We start from the raw sequence: 21,898 nt of genomic DNA on the forward strand, positions 1-21,898 counted from the left end.
TTATTCTCAACTGCGTTTTTACCAGACTGCGCACCCGTTGTCGTGCTTTTCGAATCACCACCGGCCAGATTACCTGCCAGCCCCGATGCGATAGTCGCAAGATTGCTGACTAACTGCCTGTCACTTTCATCCAGCTCGCTGACGTGCTTGCCCGGATACATCGTTTTCAGTATCGCATTCGCAGCAAGCTCTCCTGCCACTGCGCCAGCCGCTCCGGCTGCTGCATTGTTCCCCTGCATAGCCGCCGCAGCGCCGCCCAGTATCGCATGCGCGATGGCTTTAGCCGCGATATCATCCTCATTGAGGCCCGCCTTATGACCTATGATATTGGCAAGCTCCGGTGCCGATGCACCCGCCAGCGCCGCGCCAATATCACCGCCAGCCAGCCCCTGCAGAGCGCCTACGGCAGCCTGAATCCCCCGCTGAATATCGCTACCCGTGCCGTATTTTGCCTGCTCGGTCTTATATGCCGCTGAGTTCCGTAGTTGCGTCTGGTATCTTGCTTTTTCTTCATCACTGGCGTTCACATCCGGCTCAGGAATACCTTCCTTTGCCAGCGCTTTTTTACCCGCATTCAGGCCATTTATCTCACCCTGCGTCCTCGCGATATCCGCCGCCTGGTTACCTATCTGGCCTATCAGTTGCACTTCCTGCAGGCGCTTCTGCTCTTTTTCCTTGTCAAAAATCGGACTGATGCTGCCGTTTGCATGCTCCGCATCACGGCTCAGACCGGCGACATCCTGCTTCTGATTTTCCGTGTCGCGAACCGTTATCGTCCCCTCACTCACCGCCGCCTGCGTTGTTCCTTCCGCATGCCCACTGCTGCCACCTCCGGCAATCAGGGCGTTCGCCAGATTACCCGCGAACTGTTGACCAATACTGCCCCCTGTACTGATCCCTCCCCCCTGGTGCTCCACTTTGTAATCTGCCTGATTGTGGATATCGCCAAAGCCCAGCGTGCCCGTATCCAGACTGTTTTTATCCGCCGAACCGGTAGAAGCAATGACCGCGCCATCCAGTTGGGTATGCTTGCCCACTGTGATATCAAAGCCACCGTCTCCCGCGAAGATGCCACTCTGCTCCTGCACTGAATCAAAGTCGCTCTTCATCCTGTCGCGGCTGGCATTAAGACTTGCGGAAGCGGTCCCCGCGCCGAAGGTGTACCCCACTCCTCCGCTCACGCTGTTCTGTTTACTGTCGTAGTGGTCGCTATCTTGTGTGCTGGTTATCGTCAGATCGCGGCCTACATCCGCCGTCACCTGTTTGCCATTGACCTGCGCACCAGCAAGCGTGGTATCCCGCCCGCTGTGTATCGTGACCTGATTACCCGCATCCACCGTGGTTTCATTCTGCCAGGTACCGTTGCCTTTCTCATGCCCTTTGCTGCTGTTGGCGTTCGCCGAGACGCTGATCCCCGCACCACCAGAGCCCACGCCGATACCCACGCCAATACTGCCACCGCTGCTACTGTTTTTACCGGTTGTCAGTTGCGTATCCTGTGAAGCGATGAGATTCACGTCCCGGGCGGCATCCAGTGCCACATCCTTACCGGCCTTCACTTCACTACCAGCAATAGTAATATCGCTACCTGTGGACGTGATATTGACGCTGTTGCCTGCGTTCAGAGTACTTCCCGTCGTTGAATCCTGCTCACTATGGGAGGTCGATTTTGAGGACTGTGAGCCCAGAGAGGCACTAATACCTATCGTATTGGTATTGTCTTTAGCGGTCCCTTTCGCCTGATCCAGAGCCACGGCCTGGCCGGCTTGTACTCCGGAGAGCACTGCCTGCGTGCCCTGCAGTGCCGCCAGTCGGGAATCGCTGCTTTGTTTTGCCCCCTGCGCTGCTGAAACCGCGCTGTTCACCGCACTGCCAGCAGCCCCCGACAGCGCCACCGTCAGTCCGCTGGTTTTCTGCTCAAACTTCTCATCACGGGTGCGTTTGTCATGACCCGGTTCAATAAGTACGCTGTCGCCGCGAACAGCAATATCTTTCTGGGCGATGATATCCGCTCCGCCGATATGTGCCTGCTGGCCTGCGGTGATACTGACGTTGCCCCCCGTTGAGCCGACAGTGCTGAAGCTCTCGCTTTGGGTGGTGCCTTGTTCGCGCAGATCGTGCGTCGTTTTACTGCTACCGATGGTGAAACCGATCCCGCCCGACCCCATCAGACCGCTCTTTTTAGTCTCTTTAAAGCGCCATGAGGTATCCGTATTGGTGGCAGCAACGATATCCACATTGTTGCCAGCCCCCAGCGCCACATTGCCGTCACCGGCAACGGCTGAGCCCTGTACCAGAATGTTATTCCCGGCGGCGACCGTCACATTGTTCCCACTCAGCAGCGCGCCTTTTTCCCGCGTAGCGCTGTCTTCTTCAATCGTATGGGTAGTCTTTTTACTGAGGAATCCTTTTTTGGTTTTCGTGGTTTCCTGGTAGTGATAATCGCTCTCTGTGGCGGTCGTAAGATTCACATCCCGGCCTGCCGTTACGCCGATATCGCCCTGCGCCGTAACATCCGCTGCCTGTGCGTTTACATCACGCCCGGCAATAATGACGGCGTCGCCGCCGCTGGCAATTTCCGTTCCCTGCTGGCGTACGGCGTCATTGACCACGGTTTTCTTCTTCGCACGATAACTGTCGCCGTCTGTCGTTGCTTCAGCCAGCATGTTGACATCACGCCCGGCCTGGAGACCGACATCATTCTCCGCAGCCAGCCCGGCCGCATGGGAATTAATATCCTGGCCCGCTTTCAACACCAGGTTGTCACCCGCTGACACGGTGGTACGGGAAAGCCCTGTGCTGTGCGATTCACTGCCGCCGTTACGGCTACTTTGCTGAGTGGTGGCCGCATTCAGATTGAGATCGTTACCCGATGTAAGCTGAGCATTCCCCCCCGCGTTAACATCGCTGGCGGTGACGTTGAGGTTATTCCCGGCATTGATACCGAGCTTACCGCCCGAACTGATGGTGCTACCCTGCCAGTCCACTGACGAACGGCTAGTCTCGGTTATCCAGCGTCCGGAGTGGCTCCGTGCATCGTTAATCTGGTTGGCATTTACCGCAATATCTCCCCACGCCTCCATCAACAATGAACCGCCCGCAGAGAGATTGGCGCCCGTAACGGTGATATCTTTGCCTGCCGAGAGCGACAATCCGTCCTGCGCGGTAATGGATGCCGTAGACCCCAGCAACGTATCTTTAAAGCTCACATTGCGGTATTTGTCCCTGGCACTCACATCAATCTGTTCCGCCAGCGTCAGGTTATTGATGTTGCCGCCCAGGCTTTCCAGCGCCACCGTTTTTCCGCTGATGGCGGAGCTGACGTTATTAATGTCACCCCTCGCGCTCAGGTCGAGATTGCCCCCGGCCTGCATCAGACTATTGTTAAGGTTGTTAATACTGTTTTGGCTGTCGAGAGTGAGATCGTTTCTCGCCAACAGCGTACTGCCGGAGTTGGTGATATTCCCGCTGGTCAGTTGAACATTATTCCCGGCAATGACGCTACCGTTGTTCACTGTGATATCTTTCGGCGAGAGATACAGCTTCGGTATCATTACCGTCTCACCGTTGACGGTCGCGGCTTCCCACCACAGCATGCTGTGCTCAAGGGACGCTATTTGATCGGCCGTCAGCGCCACGCCAAATTTCAGTCCCAGCGACTGCTGGGTGCTGGCAGCGCTATCCATCAGATAACGCATCTGATCAAGGTCAGAACCAATACCGTTGATATATCGACTTCCCGTCTGATTCAGCATGGCGTTACTGACATAGCGGGTATCAAACGCCGCATCACCGAGGAAGCGGTAGTCATATTCCGGGTTCAGTTTGAGACGATCGAGCATATAGGCCGATCCCAGGAACTGGTTTTGATCGGTATACGCAATATTGGTTTCACGCGGCGCTTCGCCAGGTTTGATACCCAGCATCGCATTCAAATCACCAAACAGGCTGGGATCGAGCTGACCAAGACCGTTCAGTTTCGGGTTAACGTTGATCAGGTACGGGCTTTTCGGATCGTCAGAGACGACGAAATACCCGTTGTTTCCGGAAGGTAACGGATACGCGCTGGTATCCACCGTTTTGCCCTGATTTTGCCCGGCGGCATTCACGCCCTTCTCGCCTGGGTTAATCAGGCCATTGAGTTGACCGAGGCTGGCGTTACCTTTCTGCGTGGTAGAAACAGGGTTGAGCGTAGAGTCTGATACGCCACCGCTTTCCAGCGAGCCTCCGCCGTTAATCTGCTGCAATGCGTCATGCAGTCGATCGTTCCACTGTGGGGAACTGACGCTCACCGTGTCATTGCCAGCCAGTGCCTGCTTTTGCACCCCATTACTGATAGTTTGGTTGCTGAGGGTGTTGAGGGTCGGGGTAACGATGGTATTGCTAACCCGTCCCCCACCAGAGGTTGCGTTTTCGTTGCCAATAGAAGCAGTAAACCTGGCGTTTACATTACCGCCCGCCTGAATCACAGAACGGTACGTTTCTCCCCCTTCCTGAACCCGGTCATGCCCTTCCAGGGTAAATGTTATTGTGCGTTCTTTAGGAAGCACAATAGTTTCACCTTTACTGTTTCTCCCCTCGTTATAACGCGGAGGTAACACATCTATATTATTTACGGCAAATTTCTGACGTGAGTATTTCTCTGGGGTATAGGTATAAACCAGATAATCAGTAAGCGTCCCGGACTGCCAGCTCTGGTTATTTAATGTGCTTCCTGAAAGGTCGATATTATTATTTGCCAGAATAGTACTGGCTGCGTTATCCAGCGTGTTTGCGCCAATTGACAGATTTCGCCCTGATGAAATACGAGCTGCGCCGCCAGAGCTGGAAACCTCTGTTTTTACCTGGCTGGAAATGAATTTTTGCGTCGCGGTATCTTTGAACGGCGCGTAGTAATACTGATAATAATGGTGGTAGCTACAGGCTCCATGTGCGTTACAGGCTCCTGATTCTGTTGTGTAGGAATAACCATTAACACCATAGGAGCCTGACGGTAATTCGCTTATATCAACTTTTATTGTCGCATCACCTATCCCTGGAATACTGTTTGATCCAGCTATTTGTGTCTGGTTTGTTTTCAACCCATCCCGCTGGTTCAGCAGATGTCCTGTTTTGATGGTGATATCACCGTTCTGGGTTTCGATATTGCCGGAGGTGTTGACCACTTCGCTGTTGGCATTGCCCGCAGCATCTCGCTGCATCCACAGATTGTTGCCCGCGAGGATATCGCCGCGCTGGTTGGTGATGGTGTTAGCATAAAGCGCCAGATTATTTGCCGCGTACAACAGCGCCGTATTGACGATGGCGCCCGGTGCATTGAGCGTCAGAGAGCCACGCGTTCCGGTGAAACCAGCGACTGAAATATTACCGCGACTGGTCAGCGTAATATCGCCACCGCCCTGTAACGTTCCGGCGGCATTGAGCGCCACGTTGCTGCCACTGAGGTGGCTCGCACCGTTGCCCGTTGTAATTTGCCCGTTATTGCTGAGCTGTCCGCCCGCAGCCAGGTTGAGCGATTGCCCCTGAAGCACGCTACGGTTGTCGATAGCGCCATCGCTGGTAATGGTCAGCGTTTTACCCGCGGCAAACGCGCTTTGCGCAGTAAAACCATTCACCAGTTTCAGCGTCAGATTACCCAGCGCAACCACCTGTCCCAACGCACCCAGCCCGCGACTTTCAACGGACAGGTCGCCGCCGCTGAACAGTTTCCCGGCCGCATTCTGATTAACTTCACTAGCATTCACACTCAGCTGCGAGTTCCCTAACAGCGTACCGTTATTCGTCAGTTGCTCGTATTTCACCGACAGTTGACCGGCCTGCGCGGTTCCCTGGTTGGTAAACCGGGTCCCTGCAAGCGTGGCGCTATCGGCCAGCCAGTTACCGTCATTGGTGGCCGTTGTCGCATTCAGAATGAGATTTGTCGCCTGTAACCAGCCTGCGCCGGAATACTGCGCCGTGGTCAGCGTCAGCCCCGCGCCGGAAAGTAGTTTGCCGTCATTGAGCGCGCGAGTTGTGGCGTTAAGATGAGTCTCTCCACCGCCCTGCATCAAACCGTAGTTGGACAGCACTGGCGTAGAAAGCGTCAGCCCCTGGCGGCTGACAATCTCCCCGGAAGCCTGGTTTATCAAATCACCGCTCAGCGACAGCGTTGCGCCATTATCCCCTTGTAGTCTTCCGCTGTTGGTCAATGCGCCGGTCGTCATGCCCAGCGTCGCACCCTGAATTTTACCCTCGTTGGTGACTGACGCCGCAGTCAGATCCAACGCGCCGCCGCTCAGCATACTGCCCGCTTTCTGCTGCCTGACCGCGCCGTTCATGGCAAGCGTGAGCGCATTTACGCCGCTAATCGCCGCGCTGTTATCAAGGGTTGTCCCCTTCAGCGTAAGATTTTTCGCCGTCCATTGCCCGGAGTTAGTCAGAGAAAGCGCCTGTAGCGTCGCGTTACCAAGGGCGGTAATTTTGCTGCCAGCCGCAGAAGTCAGGTTATTTGCGAGCGTAAGTTGCAGGGCGTCGGCGCTTTGTATTGCCCCATTGTTTGTCAGCGTTTGCGCACTGAGCAGAACGGACTGTCCCTGCCACGTGCCATTATTCGTCACATCGCCAGAAGTGAGTTTCAGCGCCCCCTGCGTCAGCAGTGAACCACCTGCTGCGTTAATCAATTCCTGTTGCGGTGAAGCCATCGCCATTCGCGCCATCAGACGCTGACGAGCCTCCAGCGTCAGGCTTTGCAGGCCGGTCAGCGTGCCCTGATTGTGGATCCGGTTTTGCTGCAGGGTCAGGGTATTTCCCTGTACCGTGCCACTGTTATCGAACTGTGCGCCGTCGAGCGTTACGTCGCTCTCGCTGAGCAGTTTTCCGCTGTTATCAAGCTGCTGCGCGGTTAGTGACATTCCGCCATGACTCATCACATCGCCTGATGTGGTAAGGCCGTTGTTTACAGTAGCCGTCAGATTACCCAGGCTTATCAGCGATCCTTTGTGCAGCCAGTTATCAGCGGTCAGCGTAAGCTGCTGCCCCTGCAGCGTTCCTTGCGTCGTTATATTGCCAGCATCAAAGGTCAACGCGCCGCCGCTCAGCGTACGGGAGGTTGTACCCGTCGTGAGAACATCACCAGACAGCGCAAGCCCGTTCGTCCCCTGCCACAGGCCTGAATTGTTTAACGTCGAGGCTGCAAGTGTCAGCCTGTCACCGGCAATACGTCCGGCGCTGTTGATATCATCAGCCGTAAGCGCCAGCGCGCCGCCACTTTGAATGTGTCCGGGGTTAGTAAGTCGCCCGGATAGCTTGCCTTCCAGGCCATGTAAACCGTTAAGCACGCCGCTGTTATTCAGCGAGTCGGCAGTGAATGTCAGGGTATTTCCCTGCAGTACGCCGGCGTTTTCCATCGCACCGGTATGCACCAACAGCGCATTACCGGCCAACCATTTACCTGTAGCATCCGTGGTGAAGTTATTCGTAGAAACCGAGGTACTGTCATTACCCTGAACCAGACCGCTGTTACGGATGGATTTTCCATCCAGAGTGACACTTTTCGCCGCCAGCGTACCGCGGTTATCCAGAGAGGCGGTGTTTATCGACGCCCCCTGTTTCGCCACCAGGTTACCCTGGTTTTCAACTGAGTTTGCCAGCGTCAGGTCCAGGGAATTGGCCTGAATATCACCGGCGTTAATTAATGTGTTGCCGCGCAGCGTGAAGTTGGTATTTGTCAGCAGCAGACCGTGGTTTTCCAGCGAATCGAGGCCTAAATCCAGCCCCGCACCGCTAACCAACTGCCCCTGTTGGCCATTGAACAGATTGCGGGTGGTGAGCTGTAGCGCCGAATTACCCTGCACAATGCCGTTATTCATAAGCTCCGGCGCGGAAATGCTAAGGGATTTTGCTGCAATCGTTTTGTCGTTAAACAACTGCGCCGCAGCCAACTCGAACAGGTTGAGACTGCGCAGCGATCCCTGGTTATCCAGTCGCCCGTTAGCCTTAATTTTCAGGCTATCCAGTGCCTGAACGCTGCCGCTATTGCGCAGGTTATCCAGTCTAATCGCCGCCGTACGGCCCTCCAGTTGGCCATCATTTTCGAAACGTTTTCCGCTAAGCTGTAGATCTTCACCGCTGGTCACCTGCCCACCAGCAAGGTTAGTGAAGCGATTGCCATCCCAGGCGAGCGTCTGATTCCCCTGCAGGATCCCACTGTTGCTGAGATCGCCGTGTAATGCCAGCACCTTCGCCGCCAGCATTCCGCTGTTATTCGCACTGGCGGCATGCACGGTCATACCTTGTTGACTGAGTACCTTGCCCTGGTTAGTGAACGCGTCGTGTACTGTCGCCGTTACCCCCGTTTCACCCAACGCATTACCGCTGTTTTGCCACGTATTTGCTTCCAGATTCAGCGTGCCGCCCTGCAGCAAGCCGGTGTTGTGCAGGGTCTGACTCTTCAGGCTCAATTCACCCACCGACAACACATTCCCGTCGTTTTTCACGTCCTGACTGTTCAGCGCGAGAGTATCAGCAGCCATGAGTCCGAGGTTATCTGTCTGCTGTCCGTTAACAGATAATGACGTGTCCGCCAGCAGGCGCCCCGCGGCCTCGTTTTTTACCGTCGCATATTCACTTTGCAGATTAACGCCGTTAATTTCTCCGCCGTTAACCAACTGGCGGCCGTTGAGATGCAATGAACCGTCGGTGGTAATCAGCCCATGGTTGGTCAGATACGGTATATCCAACGCCAGAGAATGCCTGGCATAGAGCGAGCCGCCGCTAAGGTTATCTAACTTATCAATCTGCAGGTCCATTGCCGCGTTGCCCTGCATCAGACCGCTATTCACAACATGCTGACTGTGGAGAGTTAGCGTGTCGGCTATCAGAGAGCCGCTGCTGGTCAGCAGTTCAGGTGCAATAATCGAGATGCGTTCAGCGCTGGCGCTGCCGCTATGAGTCAGCGTCGCCGCGCTGAGCGTCAGGGTGTCTGCCAACAGTTCGCCATGGTTATCAACTGACTGCTGTGCGCTGAAACCAACGCGTGCCCCGGTGGATTTCCCGCCATGACTGAGCCTGTCAGCCGTCACATCCAGCGAACCTTTCGCCGCCTGTACGCCGTCCAGCATCACGCTGTTGCCGGTAATCGCAAGGTCCAGACCGCTCTGTAAATGACCGTCTTTGCCGGTAGTCAGTTGCTTTGCGCCGACGTTAAGCGCACCGGCGGCATTAACCTGACCGTTCAGGTTAAGGTTTTGCGTAACGTTTAACCGTATGTCTTGTTGCCCGGCGATCAATGAATCTTTCGCGGCAGTGAGGTTTTCAGCATTGAGCGTTACCCCCTGGTTGCCAGAGAGGACGCCATATTGTTCAACTGACGCGGCCTGCACCGTTAGAGTGCCATCAGAGAGCAACTTTCCACTATTACGCAGCGTGACATCTGCCCGGATATCCGCATCGTTTTTCGCGCTCAGGATCCCCTGCTGGTTGAGCGATGCCGTCTGAACTGAAAGCTGGCTGCCGCTCGCCAGCGTGCCCATATTATCCAGCGACCCGCTGCGGACCGATACGCTGTTACCCTGCATCAGACCTGTGTTACTAAGGCTGCTGACAGAAGTATCAAGACTGCCGATTGCCGCCAGTTGACCACCATTAACGAGGAGGTCACCGGAGAGAGATAAAGCATCTCCCGCATTAACCTGTCCCTGGTTGTTCATTTCGCTACCGGTCAGGCTTAATGCGCCTTTCGCATCGACCCTGCTGGCGTTATCCAGTGCTATGCGCTGCGCCTTCAGCGTTAATCCGTTACCTGCTGAGAGCAATCCCCCTTTCGCCGACAGATCGCCGTTACTGTTAAGGCTAACATCAGCATCGCTACCCAGCGTGGAACGGGTCAGCGTCAGTCCATGAGTACCCTCGACATCCAGTTTTTCTTTGCTGGTCAGGTTGCCGTCGGTGACTGTCAGCGAGCCGTCACTGCGCAGTGAGGTGTTTTTCTGGCTAACCAGGGTGGTTGCAGCAACGGCTACATCCTGTTTAGCAGCCACCTGCAACTCGCCAGCTGCGGCAATCCCGCCACCATCGATCGTCACCTTGCCATCGCTACCCAACTGCACGTTTGCGCCGCTGGAGAGATTTGCATCCTGTAGCGCTAACGCCCCGGTGCTGTTGATGGTCATCCCGCTTGCGGTCTTATGACTACCGGTCAACGTGACGCCTTCGCCCATGGCAGAAAGGCCACCATTTGCCAGACTGTTGCCGATCGTTAATTTCCCGTTAGCATTGAGGGTGATATCACCCTGACGGGCATTCAGATTCCCGAGGTTGACCCCCAGCCCTTTCTCGCTGGAGACCAAATGAATTCGATTAGCATACATGCCGCCTAACGCGCCGGTATCAACCGCGATTTTCGGTGCTTCTCCTTCGCCATTTAGCGGGCTCGTCTGGCCATTCGCCGCAACGCGATTCGCCCCAGCGATAACTGTCAAATCTTTGGCGTGTAGCGCAGCATTGATTTCCGTGGCGCGAGCAATAATCGACACTGCATCGCTCTGGCTACCATCCAACCCCTTACCTTCGATGGTAATACTGCCCTTGCTTACATCCAGCGACTGCAGGTTGCCATTGGCGTCCAACACAGGTTTACCAGTGGTCAGGGTGGCGTTAGGCGTGTTGATAAATCCACAACCATTACAGGTAATGCCATAGGGGTTAGCGACCATGACGTTGGCGGCTTTCCCCGCGACTTCGGTATAGCCCTGCAGTTGCGAACGGTTAGCGCCGGTAACTTCGTTGATGATCCCTGAAGCTTCCTTTCCTGGCTGTAGGTTTGGGTTATTCTGGATAATGCCGCCGAGCTGAGTTTGGGTAAATTGCCCGGTCGCGTTGTTAAGGATCAGCCCCTCTTTTCCCACGTTGTAGTCGTTATATTTATTGTGTGAAATCCCGGACTGGTTCGGCGTGGCAATATTCACCACCGGAACACCATTGGCGGCTTTATCCATCTGCGTATTGCCTTCAGGCGTGATGACGGCAGCCATCGCCGGAAGCAGTGGTTGGGTAGCCAGCAGGAAACTCAACATGCCGCTTAGCAAACGCTGGGAAAAACGAACCGGATCCTTTTTCATCACCCTTGTTCCTTAAAATGCCACCGCAACGCGGTAATACACATTGAGATGATCCGGGGCCAGCCAGTCCGGATAGTTAACTGGCGTTCCTACGGTAAACTGAGTGGAAAACCAGCGACCTGAGCTGGTTAATCCCAGCGCAGCCCCCCACAACGTGCCAGAGGCATACCTGTCAACGCTATCCTGTTTCAGCCAGCCGCCGTCGAATGCCGCCATCGCGCCAATCTGTCCGAATACCGGCAGCGTAAACAGCGAATAATTCACTTCGTTGCGCCAGTAGCCGCCGTTATCTCCAGAAATGTATTGTTCTTTAAAACCGCGAACGGAGGTTTCTCCGCCCAGCGTCAGGCGTTCACTGCCGTAGAGTCGGTCCACAGACCATTGAAAATAGACGCTGCTAAGCCACCACAGTTTTTCTGCCAACGGGCGCTGAAAACTGCCATTGACGCTCCATTTGCGAAATTCCGCCCTTGGCACATCCCCCTGTTTATCGTTGTCATCCTCTGCGCCAAACCACGGCACGCCCTGGGTGAATGAAGGGTTAAACGTCGCAACGCCAGAAGCAATTTTTTGCGTATGGTTGATGCCCAGCGAAACGCTGGAAAGCTTGCGGCTACTGGTTTCCAGCAGGACATCATTCAATCTGTTACGGTTAATTCGATGCGTGAGACCCAGCGATGCAGCGGTCTTGACATCACCATTGCGAAACAAAACCCAGGATCCGTTCAACCGATGGGTTTCGCTATCACCAGTGGAACGCCAGGCATAACCATTGTTATCAATAGTGCTGAGGTAGTTACTCCAGCTGTAGCTGTAATCAAGCAGTCCGTAGCCATAAGGAATACTCACACCGGCTGCAAAGTTCTGCGCATCTTTGCTACTGGAAAAATCGCTGCTGCGTCCGCCGCTGATAAACCATTTATCTGCCAGGCCGAGCATATTATTGAAAAATAATGCACCACTGAGTTGCCCGGTTCCGGTGCTCTTTTGCCCGCTGTTATCAAAACTTACTGAACCATTGAGTGGAAATTCTGGCGTGGCGGTGAGGTTAACTATTGAGAACCCTTGCTGACTGCCCGGCAAAATTTCAATTTCCACCGGCGTCTGGCGAACGCGGTTCAACTGCTCCATCCCCTGTTCAATGTCACGCAGATTGAGAATTTTTCCTTCCATTCCGGGAAAGGTCATCAGCAGAGTGCGCGATGGGACGCCTTCCAGACGTATTTGCTGCAATTTCCCCTCAAGCACCGCGATATGCAGCACCCCGGATGAGAGATCCTGTTCGGTTAAAAAGGCACGACTGGTGATATAGCCTCGACTGATATACCAGTCGGAAATTGCATTTGTCAGTTCCGTCAGCCGGGGAATATCCAGGCATTGATTCACCCACGGCGCGATAAGCTTTGCCGAGGCAGCGGCGGACAACTTCGTTGCGCCGTCAATATCAATGCGCGAAATCATAAAACACGGCCCTTCAGCCCGGGCTGGTGTTTTCGGCGTTACGGTTTCAGGCAACGTAACGCTACGCTCCAGCTCTTCACGCTGACGCTGGTTTTCATTAAGTAGCTGCTGCTGTTGCTGCTGAATGGTATTACGATCCGCAGGAGAGAGTGGTGCGGCAGAAGCAGTTGTGAACGGCAAAATTAACATCCCAATCAGTAATGCCAACTTTCTTTCATCCCTGAACGTCACCCCAACCCCCAAAAAAGTACGAAAGCGAACTTGACTGCAAAGCACAGTCGACCATTTTAAAAAAGCACAAAATGTAAACAAAAGTAAAGACATTAAGTGCTTTTTCACTTCATTCCTATTGCATTTTAGGATTTTTTATATTTTTAAATTAAATTATTCTTACTCTGTTGGCCCAATCTCATCGCTAGTCGCCCATTTGCCCACATTCATCTTCTGGACAACGCTCCAGGATGACACCACACGCATCGTGCCAAAAGTCCCCCCTCCCCTGAAACTAAATAAGCGGAATACGCAATACCTGGAAATTGTACTATTATCGCTTAACTTAATTGTCGTAAAGTAATAGTATTGAAAGACATGGAATAATTAAAAATGAATACCAGAATAATTAAGCCTTCCGCGATCGTTCTTTTTTTCCTTACTCTGGCAATGTTCAATGGTTTTATTGCAACCCTGAGTTTTTTATTGTCTATTTATACCATCAATAAATTTCGTTCCGATGAATACAGTCAATACCAACTTTTTTTAGCAACCACCTCAATTATTCTAACAATCATACCTTTTGTTTTAATGGTCCTAACCAAAATAGAAGGGAAAGATTACTCAGCGCAAATAGATATAGCGGCATTTAACAGTTCCTCCCCTGAAACCTGCCCTACTATTAACGAACAATTTCGTGACAGATACGACACTGTTATAAAAAAAATCCCCTCAGTTTGTGGAACAGAGCGTATCAAAGATGTTGAATATTTGACGCAGGGGCTTGGCATTACTTTCTATTCAATAATTTTTTCCCATTTCTCAGTCGCCGCATATTTTTTCCCCCAGCCAGAAGTCGTCAACACATGCCAGAAATACGTAAAAGAGTATGCTGAAATATGCCCTCCAATAAAAGGATCTGCGCTGGATAAAACAATAAACAACCTACTAGCCCTCAAGTTCCGGTAGATTTAAAAAAACACTTCAGAATAATACTTTGAGATTTAGCCTCTTTTTTGCGCCAGCCAGATGGTATGTCCGGCGCACTGCGGATCTTCCATCATCATCTCGACCACCGCAAAGCCATACGCTGACAGCAATGCGCGGTATTCGTCCGGCGCGAGGCTGGCGTGAAACAGCGGCTCGCCCTCAAATTGCCCCATGGCAATGCCGTTGTCCGTACCGCTGGTAAACATCAGCGCGCTACCGGGATGGCTGAGGCGGTCAAAGATCGGGAACATCTTTTGCTGGTCCTGCTGGGTTAGATGGAAAAAACTGTCCCAGGCGATCAGGCCGTCGAACGTCTCGTTAAGCACCAGCTCGCGCATATCTTGCTCCAGCCAGCGCTGTGCGGGAAATGAGTGCCGGGCGCGGGCCAGCATCGCCTGAGAACCATCAATGCCCGTAAGCTGAAAGCCTTGCTGGATAAAATAACCGGCAATCGGCTGACCGTTGCCGCAGCCAATATCCACAATGCTGCCCTGCCCGCCCATCACGGTGATGAACTTATCCAGCCAGCTTTTCTCGAACAGGGCGCGTGAGCGCTGACTGGCAAAGGCATCCGCATGGCGTCGGTAGATGGACAGAATATTATTTGCCGCAGAATCGCTCACAATGTCCTCACTTTTTTATTCTGTTAAGCACAACGACGATAAATCCTCCAGCACACGAGGCGCAACCCTGGAATGCGCCTCGCAGAACCCATGCGCAAATCCCCCAAAACCGTCCCGCTGTGGCATCATAGCGCGCAGATAACGTCATGAAAGGGGTGATAAACGTGAAACCGGTAACGCTATACGATGTGGCAGACCATGCAGGAGTCTCTTACCAGACCGTCTCGCGCGTCGTGAATCAGGCCAGCCACGTTTCCGCAAAAACCCGACAGAAAGTTGAGGCCGCGATGGCGGAGCTCAATTACATCCCTAACCGCGTCGCACAACAGTTGGCGGGAAAACAGACGCCGCTGATTGGCGTCGTGACGGCGAACCTTGCCCTGCATGCCCCGTCGCAAATCGTTGCCGCCATAAAATCCCGCGCTGACCAGTCCGGTGCCAGCGTGGTGATCGCCATGGTCGAGCGCAACGGCGTTGAGGCATGCAAAGCCGCGGTTCATAACCTGCTTTCTCAACGCGTAACCGGGCTTATCATCAACTATCCACTGGATGAAGAAGACGCCATTGCCGTGGCTGCCGCCTGCGGTACGGTGCCGGTGCTGTTTCTTGATGTCTCTGACCAGACGCCAATTAACAGCGTGATTTTCTCCCATGACGACGGCGCGCGCCTCGGTGTTGAGCATCTGGTGCAGCACGGACATCAACGGATCGCCCTGCTGAGCGGGCCACACACTTCGGTTTCGGCAAGGCTTCGGCATGCGGGGTGGCACAAATATCTGGCGCACTACCAGCTGAAACCCACCGCGGAGCTGGAAGGCGACTGGAGCGCGATGTCTGGTTTTCAGCAAACGCTGCATATGCTTAATGACGGTAACCTCCCCACCGCCATGCTGGTCGCGAACGATCAGATGGCGCTGGGCGCGATGCGGGCAATCAGCGAGTTTGGTCTGCGGGTGGCGGTGGATATCTCAGTGATCGGCTACGATGACACTGAGGACAGCGCCTGCTACATTCCACCGCTGACCACCATCAGGCAAGATTTTCCGTTATTGGGTGAAACCAGCGTCGACAGGCTGCTGCAACTTCCCCGTGGCGAATCGACCGTGGGCAACCAACTGCTGCCCGTAACCCTGGTTAAGCGCAAAACGGTTCTGCCACCCGATACCCAAACCACCTCTCCCCAGGCGCTGGCAGATTCACTGATCCAGCTGGCACGGCAAGTTTCTCAGCTCACACCAAAATTGTGAACGCATAACAATTGTGTGAGTCAGTTCACTCATTGAACGCCCTATCCTTTACAGTTGGGGTCGCTTATTCGTATTTTGATTGAAATTGTGAGCGAATAACAAATTCAAACAGGATACCGTTATGAACCTGAACACTGATTCACTCTCCGCTGTTCTGAAACGTCGCGACTGGGAAAATCCCGGCGTCTCGCAGCTCAACCGTCTGGAGGCGCACCCGCCGTTCTGTAGCTGGCGCTCAGCGGATGATGCGCGTACTAATCAGCGCTCGACTCAGTTACGTTCGCTGAATGGCCAGTGGCAATTCGCCTGGTTTCCCGCGCCGGAAGCAGTGCCGGAAAGCTGGCTGACAAGCGATCTGCCACAGGCTGACACTATCAACGTTCCCTCTAACTGGCAGATGGACGGTTACGATGCGCCAATTTATACCAACGTCACCTACCCAATCCCGGTTAATCCTCCGTACGTTCCGGCACAGAACCCGACAGGATGTTACTCGCTCACATTCAATATTGAAGACGCGTGGTTAGATGAAGGTCAGACACGCATTATTTTTGACGGCGTCAATTCCGCGTTTCATCTGTGGTGCAACGGCCGCTGGGTCGGCTACGGTCAGGATAGCCGCCTGCCATCGGAGTTCGATCTTAGCGATTATCTGTTACGCGGCGAAAATCGTCTGGCCGTGATGGTGCTGCGCTGGAGCGACGGCAGTTATCTGGAAGACCAGGACATGTGGCGCATGAGCGGGATCTTTCGCGACGTATCTTTGCTGCATAAGCCCACTGTGCAAATCTGCGACCTGCGTATTAACACCCATTTTAACGACGACTTCAGCCGCGCCGTGCTGGAGGCGGAAGTCAGAGTGGCGGGCAACGCGAGCGAAGAGTTACGCGTCACCCTGCAATTGTGGGAAGGTGAAACGCTCACTCACGAAACGACCTCCCCACTCGGCAGCGAGATTATTGATGAACGCGGCGCTTATCATGACCGGGTTACCCTGCGTATGAACGTCGAAAAGCCGGCGCTGTGGAGTGCCGAAACCCCCAATCTGTACCGCGGCGTTGTGCAGTTACGCACCGCGGGCGGAGTGCTGATTGAAGCGGAAGCCTGTGACGTAGGCTTTCGTCAGGTTGGTATTGAAAACGGCCTGCTGTTACTTAACGGTAAGCCGCTGTTGATTCGCGGCACCAACCGTCATGAGCACCATCCGGTCAACGGCCAGGTGATGGACGAGGCGACGATGGTGCAGGATATTCTGCTGATGAAGCAGAATAACTTTAACGCCGTGCGCTGCTCCCATTACCCGAACCATCCGTTGTGGTACACCCTGTGCGATCGCTACGGTCTGTATGTCGTCGACGAAGCCAACATTGAAACCCATGGCATGGTGCCGATGAACCGCCTCACCGACGATCCCGCCTGGCTGCCTGCCATGAGCCAGCGCGTCACGCGCATGGTACAACGCGATCGCAACCATCCGAGCATTATCATCTGGTCACTGGGCAATGAATCCGGCCATGGCGTCAATCACGACGCACTCTACCGCTGGATAAAATCAGCAGACCCGTCACGCCCGGTACAATATGAAGGCGGCGGCGCAAATACCGCGGCGACCGACATTATTTGCCCGATGTACGCCCGCGTAGATCAGGATCAGCCCTTCCCCGCTGTCCCCAAATGGTCGATTAAAAAATGGCTGTCGATGCCCGGCGAGCAGCGTCCGCTGATCCTCTGCGAATACGCCCACGCCATGGGCAACAGTTTTGGCGGCTTCGCCAAATACTGGCAAGCGTTCCGTCAGTATCCGCGCCTGCAGGGCGGGTTTGTCTGGGACTGGGTGGATCAGTCGTTGATTAAATATGATGATAACGGCAAGGCATGGTCAGCCTACGGTGGCGACTTTGGCGACACACCTAACGATCGTCAGTTTTGCATGAACGGACTGGTATTCGCCGATCGCACTCCGCATCCGGCGTTATACGAGGCCAAACATGAACAGCAGTTCTTCCAGTTCACGTTACTGCCGGGCGCTGAACGCCAGATTGAAGTGACCAGCGAATATCTGTTCCGCCGCAGCGATAACGAAGTTCTGCACTGGTCGATTGCTCAGGACGGCAATCCGCTGGCCGCCGGAGAAATCGTTCTGGATATCGCCCCACAGGGCCGCCAGGTGATTACCCTGCCTGATGTCCCGATGCCGGAAACCGCAGGCCAGTTGTGGTTGACGGTGCGCGTAGAACAACCTCAGGCAACCGCGTGGTCAGACGCCGGGCATATCAGCGCCTGGCAGCAGTGGAAGCTGGAAGAAAAACTCAGCCTGGCACGGCTGCCAACTCACTGTTTCGCGCCACAGCTTAACGTTAGCGAAAACATCTTTACCGTTGAGAACGATAACAAGCGCTGGCAATTCGACCGTCAGTCTGGCCTGCTGACACAGTACTGGATTGGCGATACAGCCCAACTGTTAACCCCACTGACCGACCAGTTCACCCGCGCACCGCTGGATAACGATATCGGCGTGAGCGAATCAACCCGCATCGACCCTAATGCCTGGATTGAACGCTGGAAGGCTGCCGGTCATTATCAGGTCGAAGCAACGTTACTGCACTGTGCTGCCGACACGCTGAGCAATGCGGTACTGATCGCCACCGAACATGCGTGGCAGTATCAGGGTGAAACGCTGTTCGTCAGCCGAAAAAGCTACCGCATCGACGGCAAGGGTGAAATGCAAATAACGGTGGATGTCGACGTTGCCAGCGGTACGCCGCATCCGGCCCGTATCGGCCTGAGCTGCCAACTGTCGCAGGTCGCAGAGCGAGTGAACTGGTTAGGTCTCGGTCCGCATGAGAACTACCCGGATCGCCTGAGTGCCGCCTGTTTCGATCGCTGGGATCTGTCGCTAGATGAGATGTACACCCCGTATGTTTTCCCGGGCGAAAACGGTTTGCGCTGCGGCACGCGTGAACTGCACTACGGCGCGCACCAATGGCGCGGAGACTTCCTGTTCAACATCAGCCGCTTTAGCCAGCAGCAACTGATGGAAACCAGCCACCGCCATCTGCTGCAACCTGAGGCGGGCACCTGGCTCAATATTGATGGCTTCCATATGGGCGTCGGCGGCGATGATTCGTGGAGTCCTTCCGTGTCGCCGGAATTTCAGCTGAGCGCCGGGCGTTATCACTACCAGGTTATCTGGGGTTAAACATAATAATAATGGGCAGGTTATGACCTGCCCTTATTTTTCCTGAGGAAGTCTGTTATGTATTATTTAAAAAACACTAACTTTTGGATGTTCGGCTTTTTCTTCTTCTTTTACTTTTTCATTATGGGTGCCTATTTCCCCTTCTTCCCTATCTGGTTACACGATGTAAATCAGATCAGTAAAGGTGACACCGGGATAATCTTCGCCTGTATTTCACTGTTTTCGTTATTATTCCAGCCAATTTTCGGACTGCTTTCCGATAAGCTTGGCCTGCGTAAACACCTGCTGTGGGTCATTACCGGAATGCTGGTAATGTTTGCCCCGTTCTTTATTTACGTTTTTGGCCCGTTATTACAGGTTAATATTTTACTGGGTTCGATTGTCGGCGGGATTTATCTTGGCTTTATTTACAATGCCGGCGCTCCGGCGATTGAAGCCTATATTGAAAAGGCCAGCCGCCGAAGCAACTTTGAATTTGGTCGCGCGCGCATGTTTGGCTGCGTGGGCTGGGCGCTGTGCGCCTCAATTGCCGGAATTATGTTCACCATCAATAACCAGTTTGTCTTCTGGTTAGGTTCTGGCTGTGCGGTCATTCTGGCATTGCTGCTGCTCTTTTCAAAAACAGATGCCCCCTCTTCAGCAAAAGTCGCGGATGCGGTAGGTGCCAACAACTCGGCATTCAGCCTTAAGCTGGCGCTGGAATTATTCAAACAACCGAAACTCTGGTTCCTCTCCCTGTACGTGGTCGGCGTTTCCTGCACTTATGACGTATTTGACCAGCAGTTCGCCAACTTCTTTACCTCATTCTTTGCCACCGGCGAACAGGGTACCCGCGTGTTTGGCTACGTCACGACGATGGGGGAATTGCTCAACGCCTCGATCATGTTCTTTGCGCCGCTGATTGTGAACCGCATCGGCGGAAAGAACGCCCTGCTGCTGGCCGGTACGATCATGTCGGTGCGGATCATTGGTTCATCATTTGCCACCACTGCGCTGGAGGTCGTGATCCTCAAAACGCTGCATATGTTCGAGATACCGTTCCTGATTGTCGGTTGCTTCAAATACATCACCAGTCAGTTTGAAGTGCGTTTCTCGGCCACGATTTACCTGGTGTGTTTCTGCTTCTTCAAACAGTTAGCCATGATTTTCATGTCAGTTCTGGCCGGAAAAATGTATGAAAGCATTGGTTTCCAGGGGGCGTATCTGGTGCTGGGGATCATTGCGCTGAGCTTCACGCTAATTTCCGTATTCACCCTTAGCGGGCCGGGACCGTTTTCCCGCGTTTTCACTCCAGCAAGTAAACAAGCCTGAAGACCAATGACACAGAGGGAATATCTTCGATGAGCATGTCGATAAGAGACCGAATAAAAGCAGGCAAGCTGTTTACCGATATGGGCGAGGGACTGCCGCAGGAGAGACTGCGCGGAAAAGAGTTAATGTATGAATTTAACCATACGCGTCCATCGGAGGTTGAAAAGAGGGAAAGACTGATTCGTGAAATGTTTGCCACCGTGGGAGAGAATGCGTGGATCGAGCCCCCCATTTATTTCTCCTACGGCAGCAATATTCACATTGGCAAAAATTTCTATGCCAATTTTAACTTTACCATTGTGGATGATTACACGGTCACCATTGGCGATAACGTTTTAATTGCGCCAAACGTCACGATCACGGTAACGGGTCACCCTGTTCACCACGAATTAAGGAAATCCGGAGAGATGTTTTCCTTTCCGGTCATCCTCGGCAATAACGTATGGATTGGCAGTAACGTAGTCATCAACCCGGGCATAACGATTGGCGATAATTCCGTTATTGGCGCGGGGAGCGTGGTCACAAAAAACATTCCGCCAGATGTCGTAGCCGTGGGGGTTCCTTGCAGGGTAATAAGAAACATTAACGAACGAGATAGAGAGTACTATTACCAAAATTATAAAGTGGATCCGTCAATTTAAACCGTCATGCCGGATGCACCACTCACGTGGTTTATCCGGCCTACGATGTGCAATCCTCACACCATAATCAGCCGTTTGAACAACAACTGTTGGATGTCTTGTCGATAGGCCAGAATTGCATGAGCCGTCGCTACCGCGCCCTCAAAGGTATAGAGCACCCGATAGCCTCCGGCATGATTAAACTCGCGATATTTTGCGCATCCTATCTTGAGCAATTCCGGGCAAATCTGACATCCAAGCGGAAACTGCCCGACTGTACGCTCAAAATGTGTCAGGATATCTGCGACAACCGGGCGCGGATCGACCTGCGCCCGACGAAGATGAATCACAATATCGTCAATGCAGAGCTTTACCGTCAGTGTGTACTCAAAAGTAATCTTGTGTTCCATTTAAGACCCTTTTCAATGAAGAGTTTCCCCCTCAATCAGTAATGCCATCCAGCAGTTGATCTTTGGTGAATACACGTCCCTCAGCTTTGTCTTTTTCCGACAGGGTAAGCAATTTCAGCAGTGCGATCGCATTCTCCCGCTCCTGCTGTTGTTCATAAGACTCAATAACATATGCCGGTACGCCATTCTGTGTCACCAGGATAGGTTCCGAGAGTTCGAGCGTCGCCGCATTTTTTTTAATGAAGCTGATAGTTTCTACTTTCATTGTCTGGCCGTCGTTGGACATATCTCGGTTTAAATATAGACCATATTCAGACCACCAACAAGAACAGCATTCGCCGCAGCCTACTTGCCCCCATCATTGGGCTTAAGTTCCTAAGACAACCAGCCGCTTTTTTACCGTTATGATAAAACGGGGCGAGAAGCCAGGTCATAGCATGAGCAAAAAGACGGTTGCGGTAATGGCGCTCTTTATCAGCGTATTACTTTCAGGATGCGGCAGCATTGATGCACGCACGGCAGGTGAGGATTCAGATACGTATTACGTGGGTATGCACCATGATATTGATAAACTAAAAAACCCGGGCGCTTACGATTATAACTATTTCGATTTAGCACTGTTATTTGTTGATGTGCCGTTATCGTTCGTGGCCGATACGCTTTATGCACCGTTTGATTACTATCACGGACCGTATAAGAAAGCGGATTAAAACGCAGGCCCGGTAAGCATT

General features: G+C 53.4%; 11 protein-coding genes. 6 read left to right on the top strand and 5 right to left on the bottom strand.

Annotated features, from left to right (window positions below):
• Both OGV80_RS02835 and OGV80_RS02840 read right to left on the bottom strand, forming a co-directional pair.
• Nucleotides 1-11,096 (bottom strand): hemagglutinin repeat-containing protein (locus OGV80_RS02835; protein WP_286513558.1); only part of this gene is annotated, 11,096 nt, incomplete at its 3' end.
• Between the two features lie 12 nt (nt 11,097-11,108).
• On the bottom strand, nt 11,109-12,746 hold the full coding sequence (locus tag OGV80_RS02840) for a ShlB/FhaC/HecB family hemolysin secretion/activation protein (protein WP_231125754.1): 1,638 nt from the start codon (nt 12,744-12,746) through the stop codon (nt 11,109-11,111).
• Between the two features lie 414 nt (nt 12,747-13,160).
• Here OGV80_RS02840 and OGV80_RS02845 point away from each other — a divergent pair, with 414 nt between their 5' ends.
• Nucleotides 13,161-13,736 (top strand): hypothetical protein, encoded by a 576-nt coding sequence (locus tag OGV80_RS02845; RefSeq protein WP_200000224.1) that lies wholly within the window; start codon nt 13,161-13,163, stop codon nt 13,734-13,736.
• Between the two features lie 35 nt (nt 13,737-13,771).
• Here the strand turns inward: OGV80_RS02845 and OGV80_RS02850 are convergent, their stop codons facing one another.
• Nucleotides 13,772-14,380: a class I SAM-dependent DNA methyltransferase gene (locus OGV80_RS02850; RefSeq protein ID WP_181230713.1), complete on the bottom strand. Its 609-nt coding sequence runs from the start codon at nt 14,378-14,380 to the stop codon at nt 13,772-13,774.
• Between the two features lie 155 nt (nt 14,381-14,535).
• Here OGV80_RS02850 and OGV80_RS02855 point away from each other — a divergent pair, with 155 nt between their 5' ends.
• The 4 genes from OGV80_RS02855 (at nt 14,536) to lacA (ending at nt 20,778) form a co-directional block, all read left to right on the top strand.
• Nucleotides 14,536-15,627, top strand: a complete 1,092-nt coding sequence (locus OGV80_RS02855; RefSeq protein ID WP_286513719.1) for a LacI family DNA-binding transcriptional regulator — start codon at nt 14,536-14,538, stop codon at nt 15,625-15,627.
• Between the two features lie 121 nt (nt 15,628-15,748).
• Nucleotides 15,749-18,826 carry a beta-galactosidase gene (locus OGV80_RS02860; protein ID WP_286513568.1) on the top strand — a complete coding sequence of 1,026 codons (3,078 nt, stop codon included), beginning with the start codon at nt 15,749-15,751 and terminating at the stop codon, nt 18,824-18,826.
• Between the two features lie 57 nt (nt 18,827-18,883).
• On the top strand, nt 18,884-20,137 hold the full coding sequence (locus OGV80_RS02865) for an MFS transporter (protein WP_043015335.1): 1,254 nt from the start codon (nt 18,884-18,886) through the stop codon (nt 20,135-20,137).
• A 29-nt stretch (nt 20,138-20,166) separates the two neighbouring features.
• Nucleotides 20,167-20,778 (top strand): galactoside O-acetyltransferase, encoded by a 612-nt coding sequence (gene lacA, locus OGV80_RS02870; protein WP_087053101.1) that lies wholly within the window; start codon nt 20,167-20,169, stop codon nt 20,776-20,778.
• A 56-nt stretch (nt 20,779-20,834) separates the two neighbouring features.
• Here the strand turns inward: lacA and OGV80_RS02875 are convergent, their stop codons facing one another.
• Nucleotides 20,835-21,167: a plasmid stabilization protein gene (locus OGV80_RS02875; RefSeq protein WP_087053102.1), complete on the bottom strand. Its 333-nt coding sequence runs from the start codon at nt 21,165-21,167 to the stop codon at nt 20,835-20,837.
• Nucleotides 21,168-21,198: 31 nt separating this feature from the next.
• On the bottom strand, nt 21,199-21,432 hold the full coding sequence (locus OGV80_RS02880) for a type II toxin-antitoxin system Phd/YefM family antitoxin (protein WP_087053154.1): 234 nt from the start codon (nt 21,430-21,432) through the stop codon (nt 21,199-21,201).
• A 172-nt stretch (nt 21,433-21,604) separates the two neighbouring features.
• Between OGV80_RS02880 and OGV80_RS02885 the strand changes: the two genes are divergently transcribed.
• Complete coding sequence (locus tag OGV80_RS02885) at nt 21,605-21,877, top strand: YceK/YidQ family lipoprotein (RefSeq protein WP_087051666.1); 273 nt, start codon at nt 21,605-21,607, stop codon at nt 21,875-21,877.
• Nucleotides 21,878-21,898 lie beyond the last annotated feature (21 nt).

The organism is Citrobacter sp. Ce119 (assembly GCF_030334525.1).
In the GTDB taxonomy this organism is placed as follows: Bacteria; Pseudomonadota; Gammaproteobacteria; order Enterobacterales; family Enterobacteriaceae; genus Citrobacter; species Citrobacter europaeus.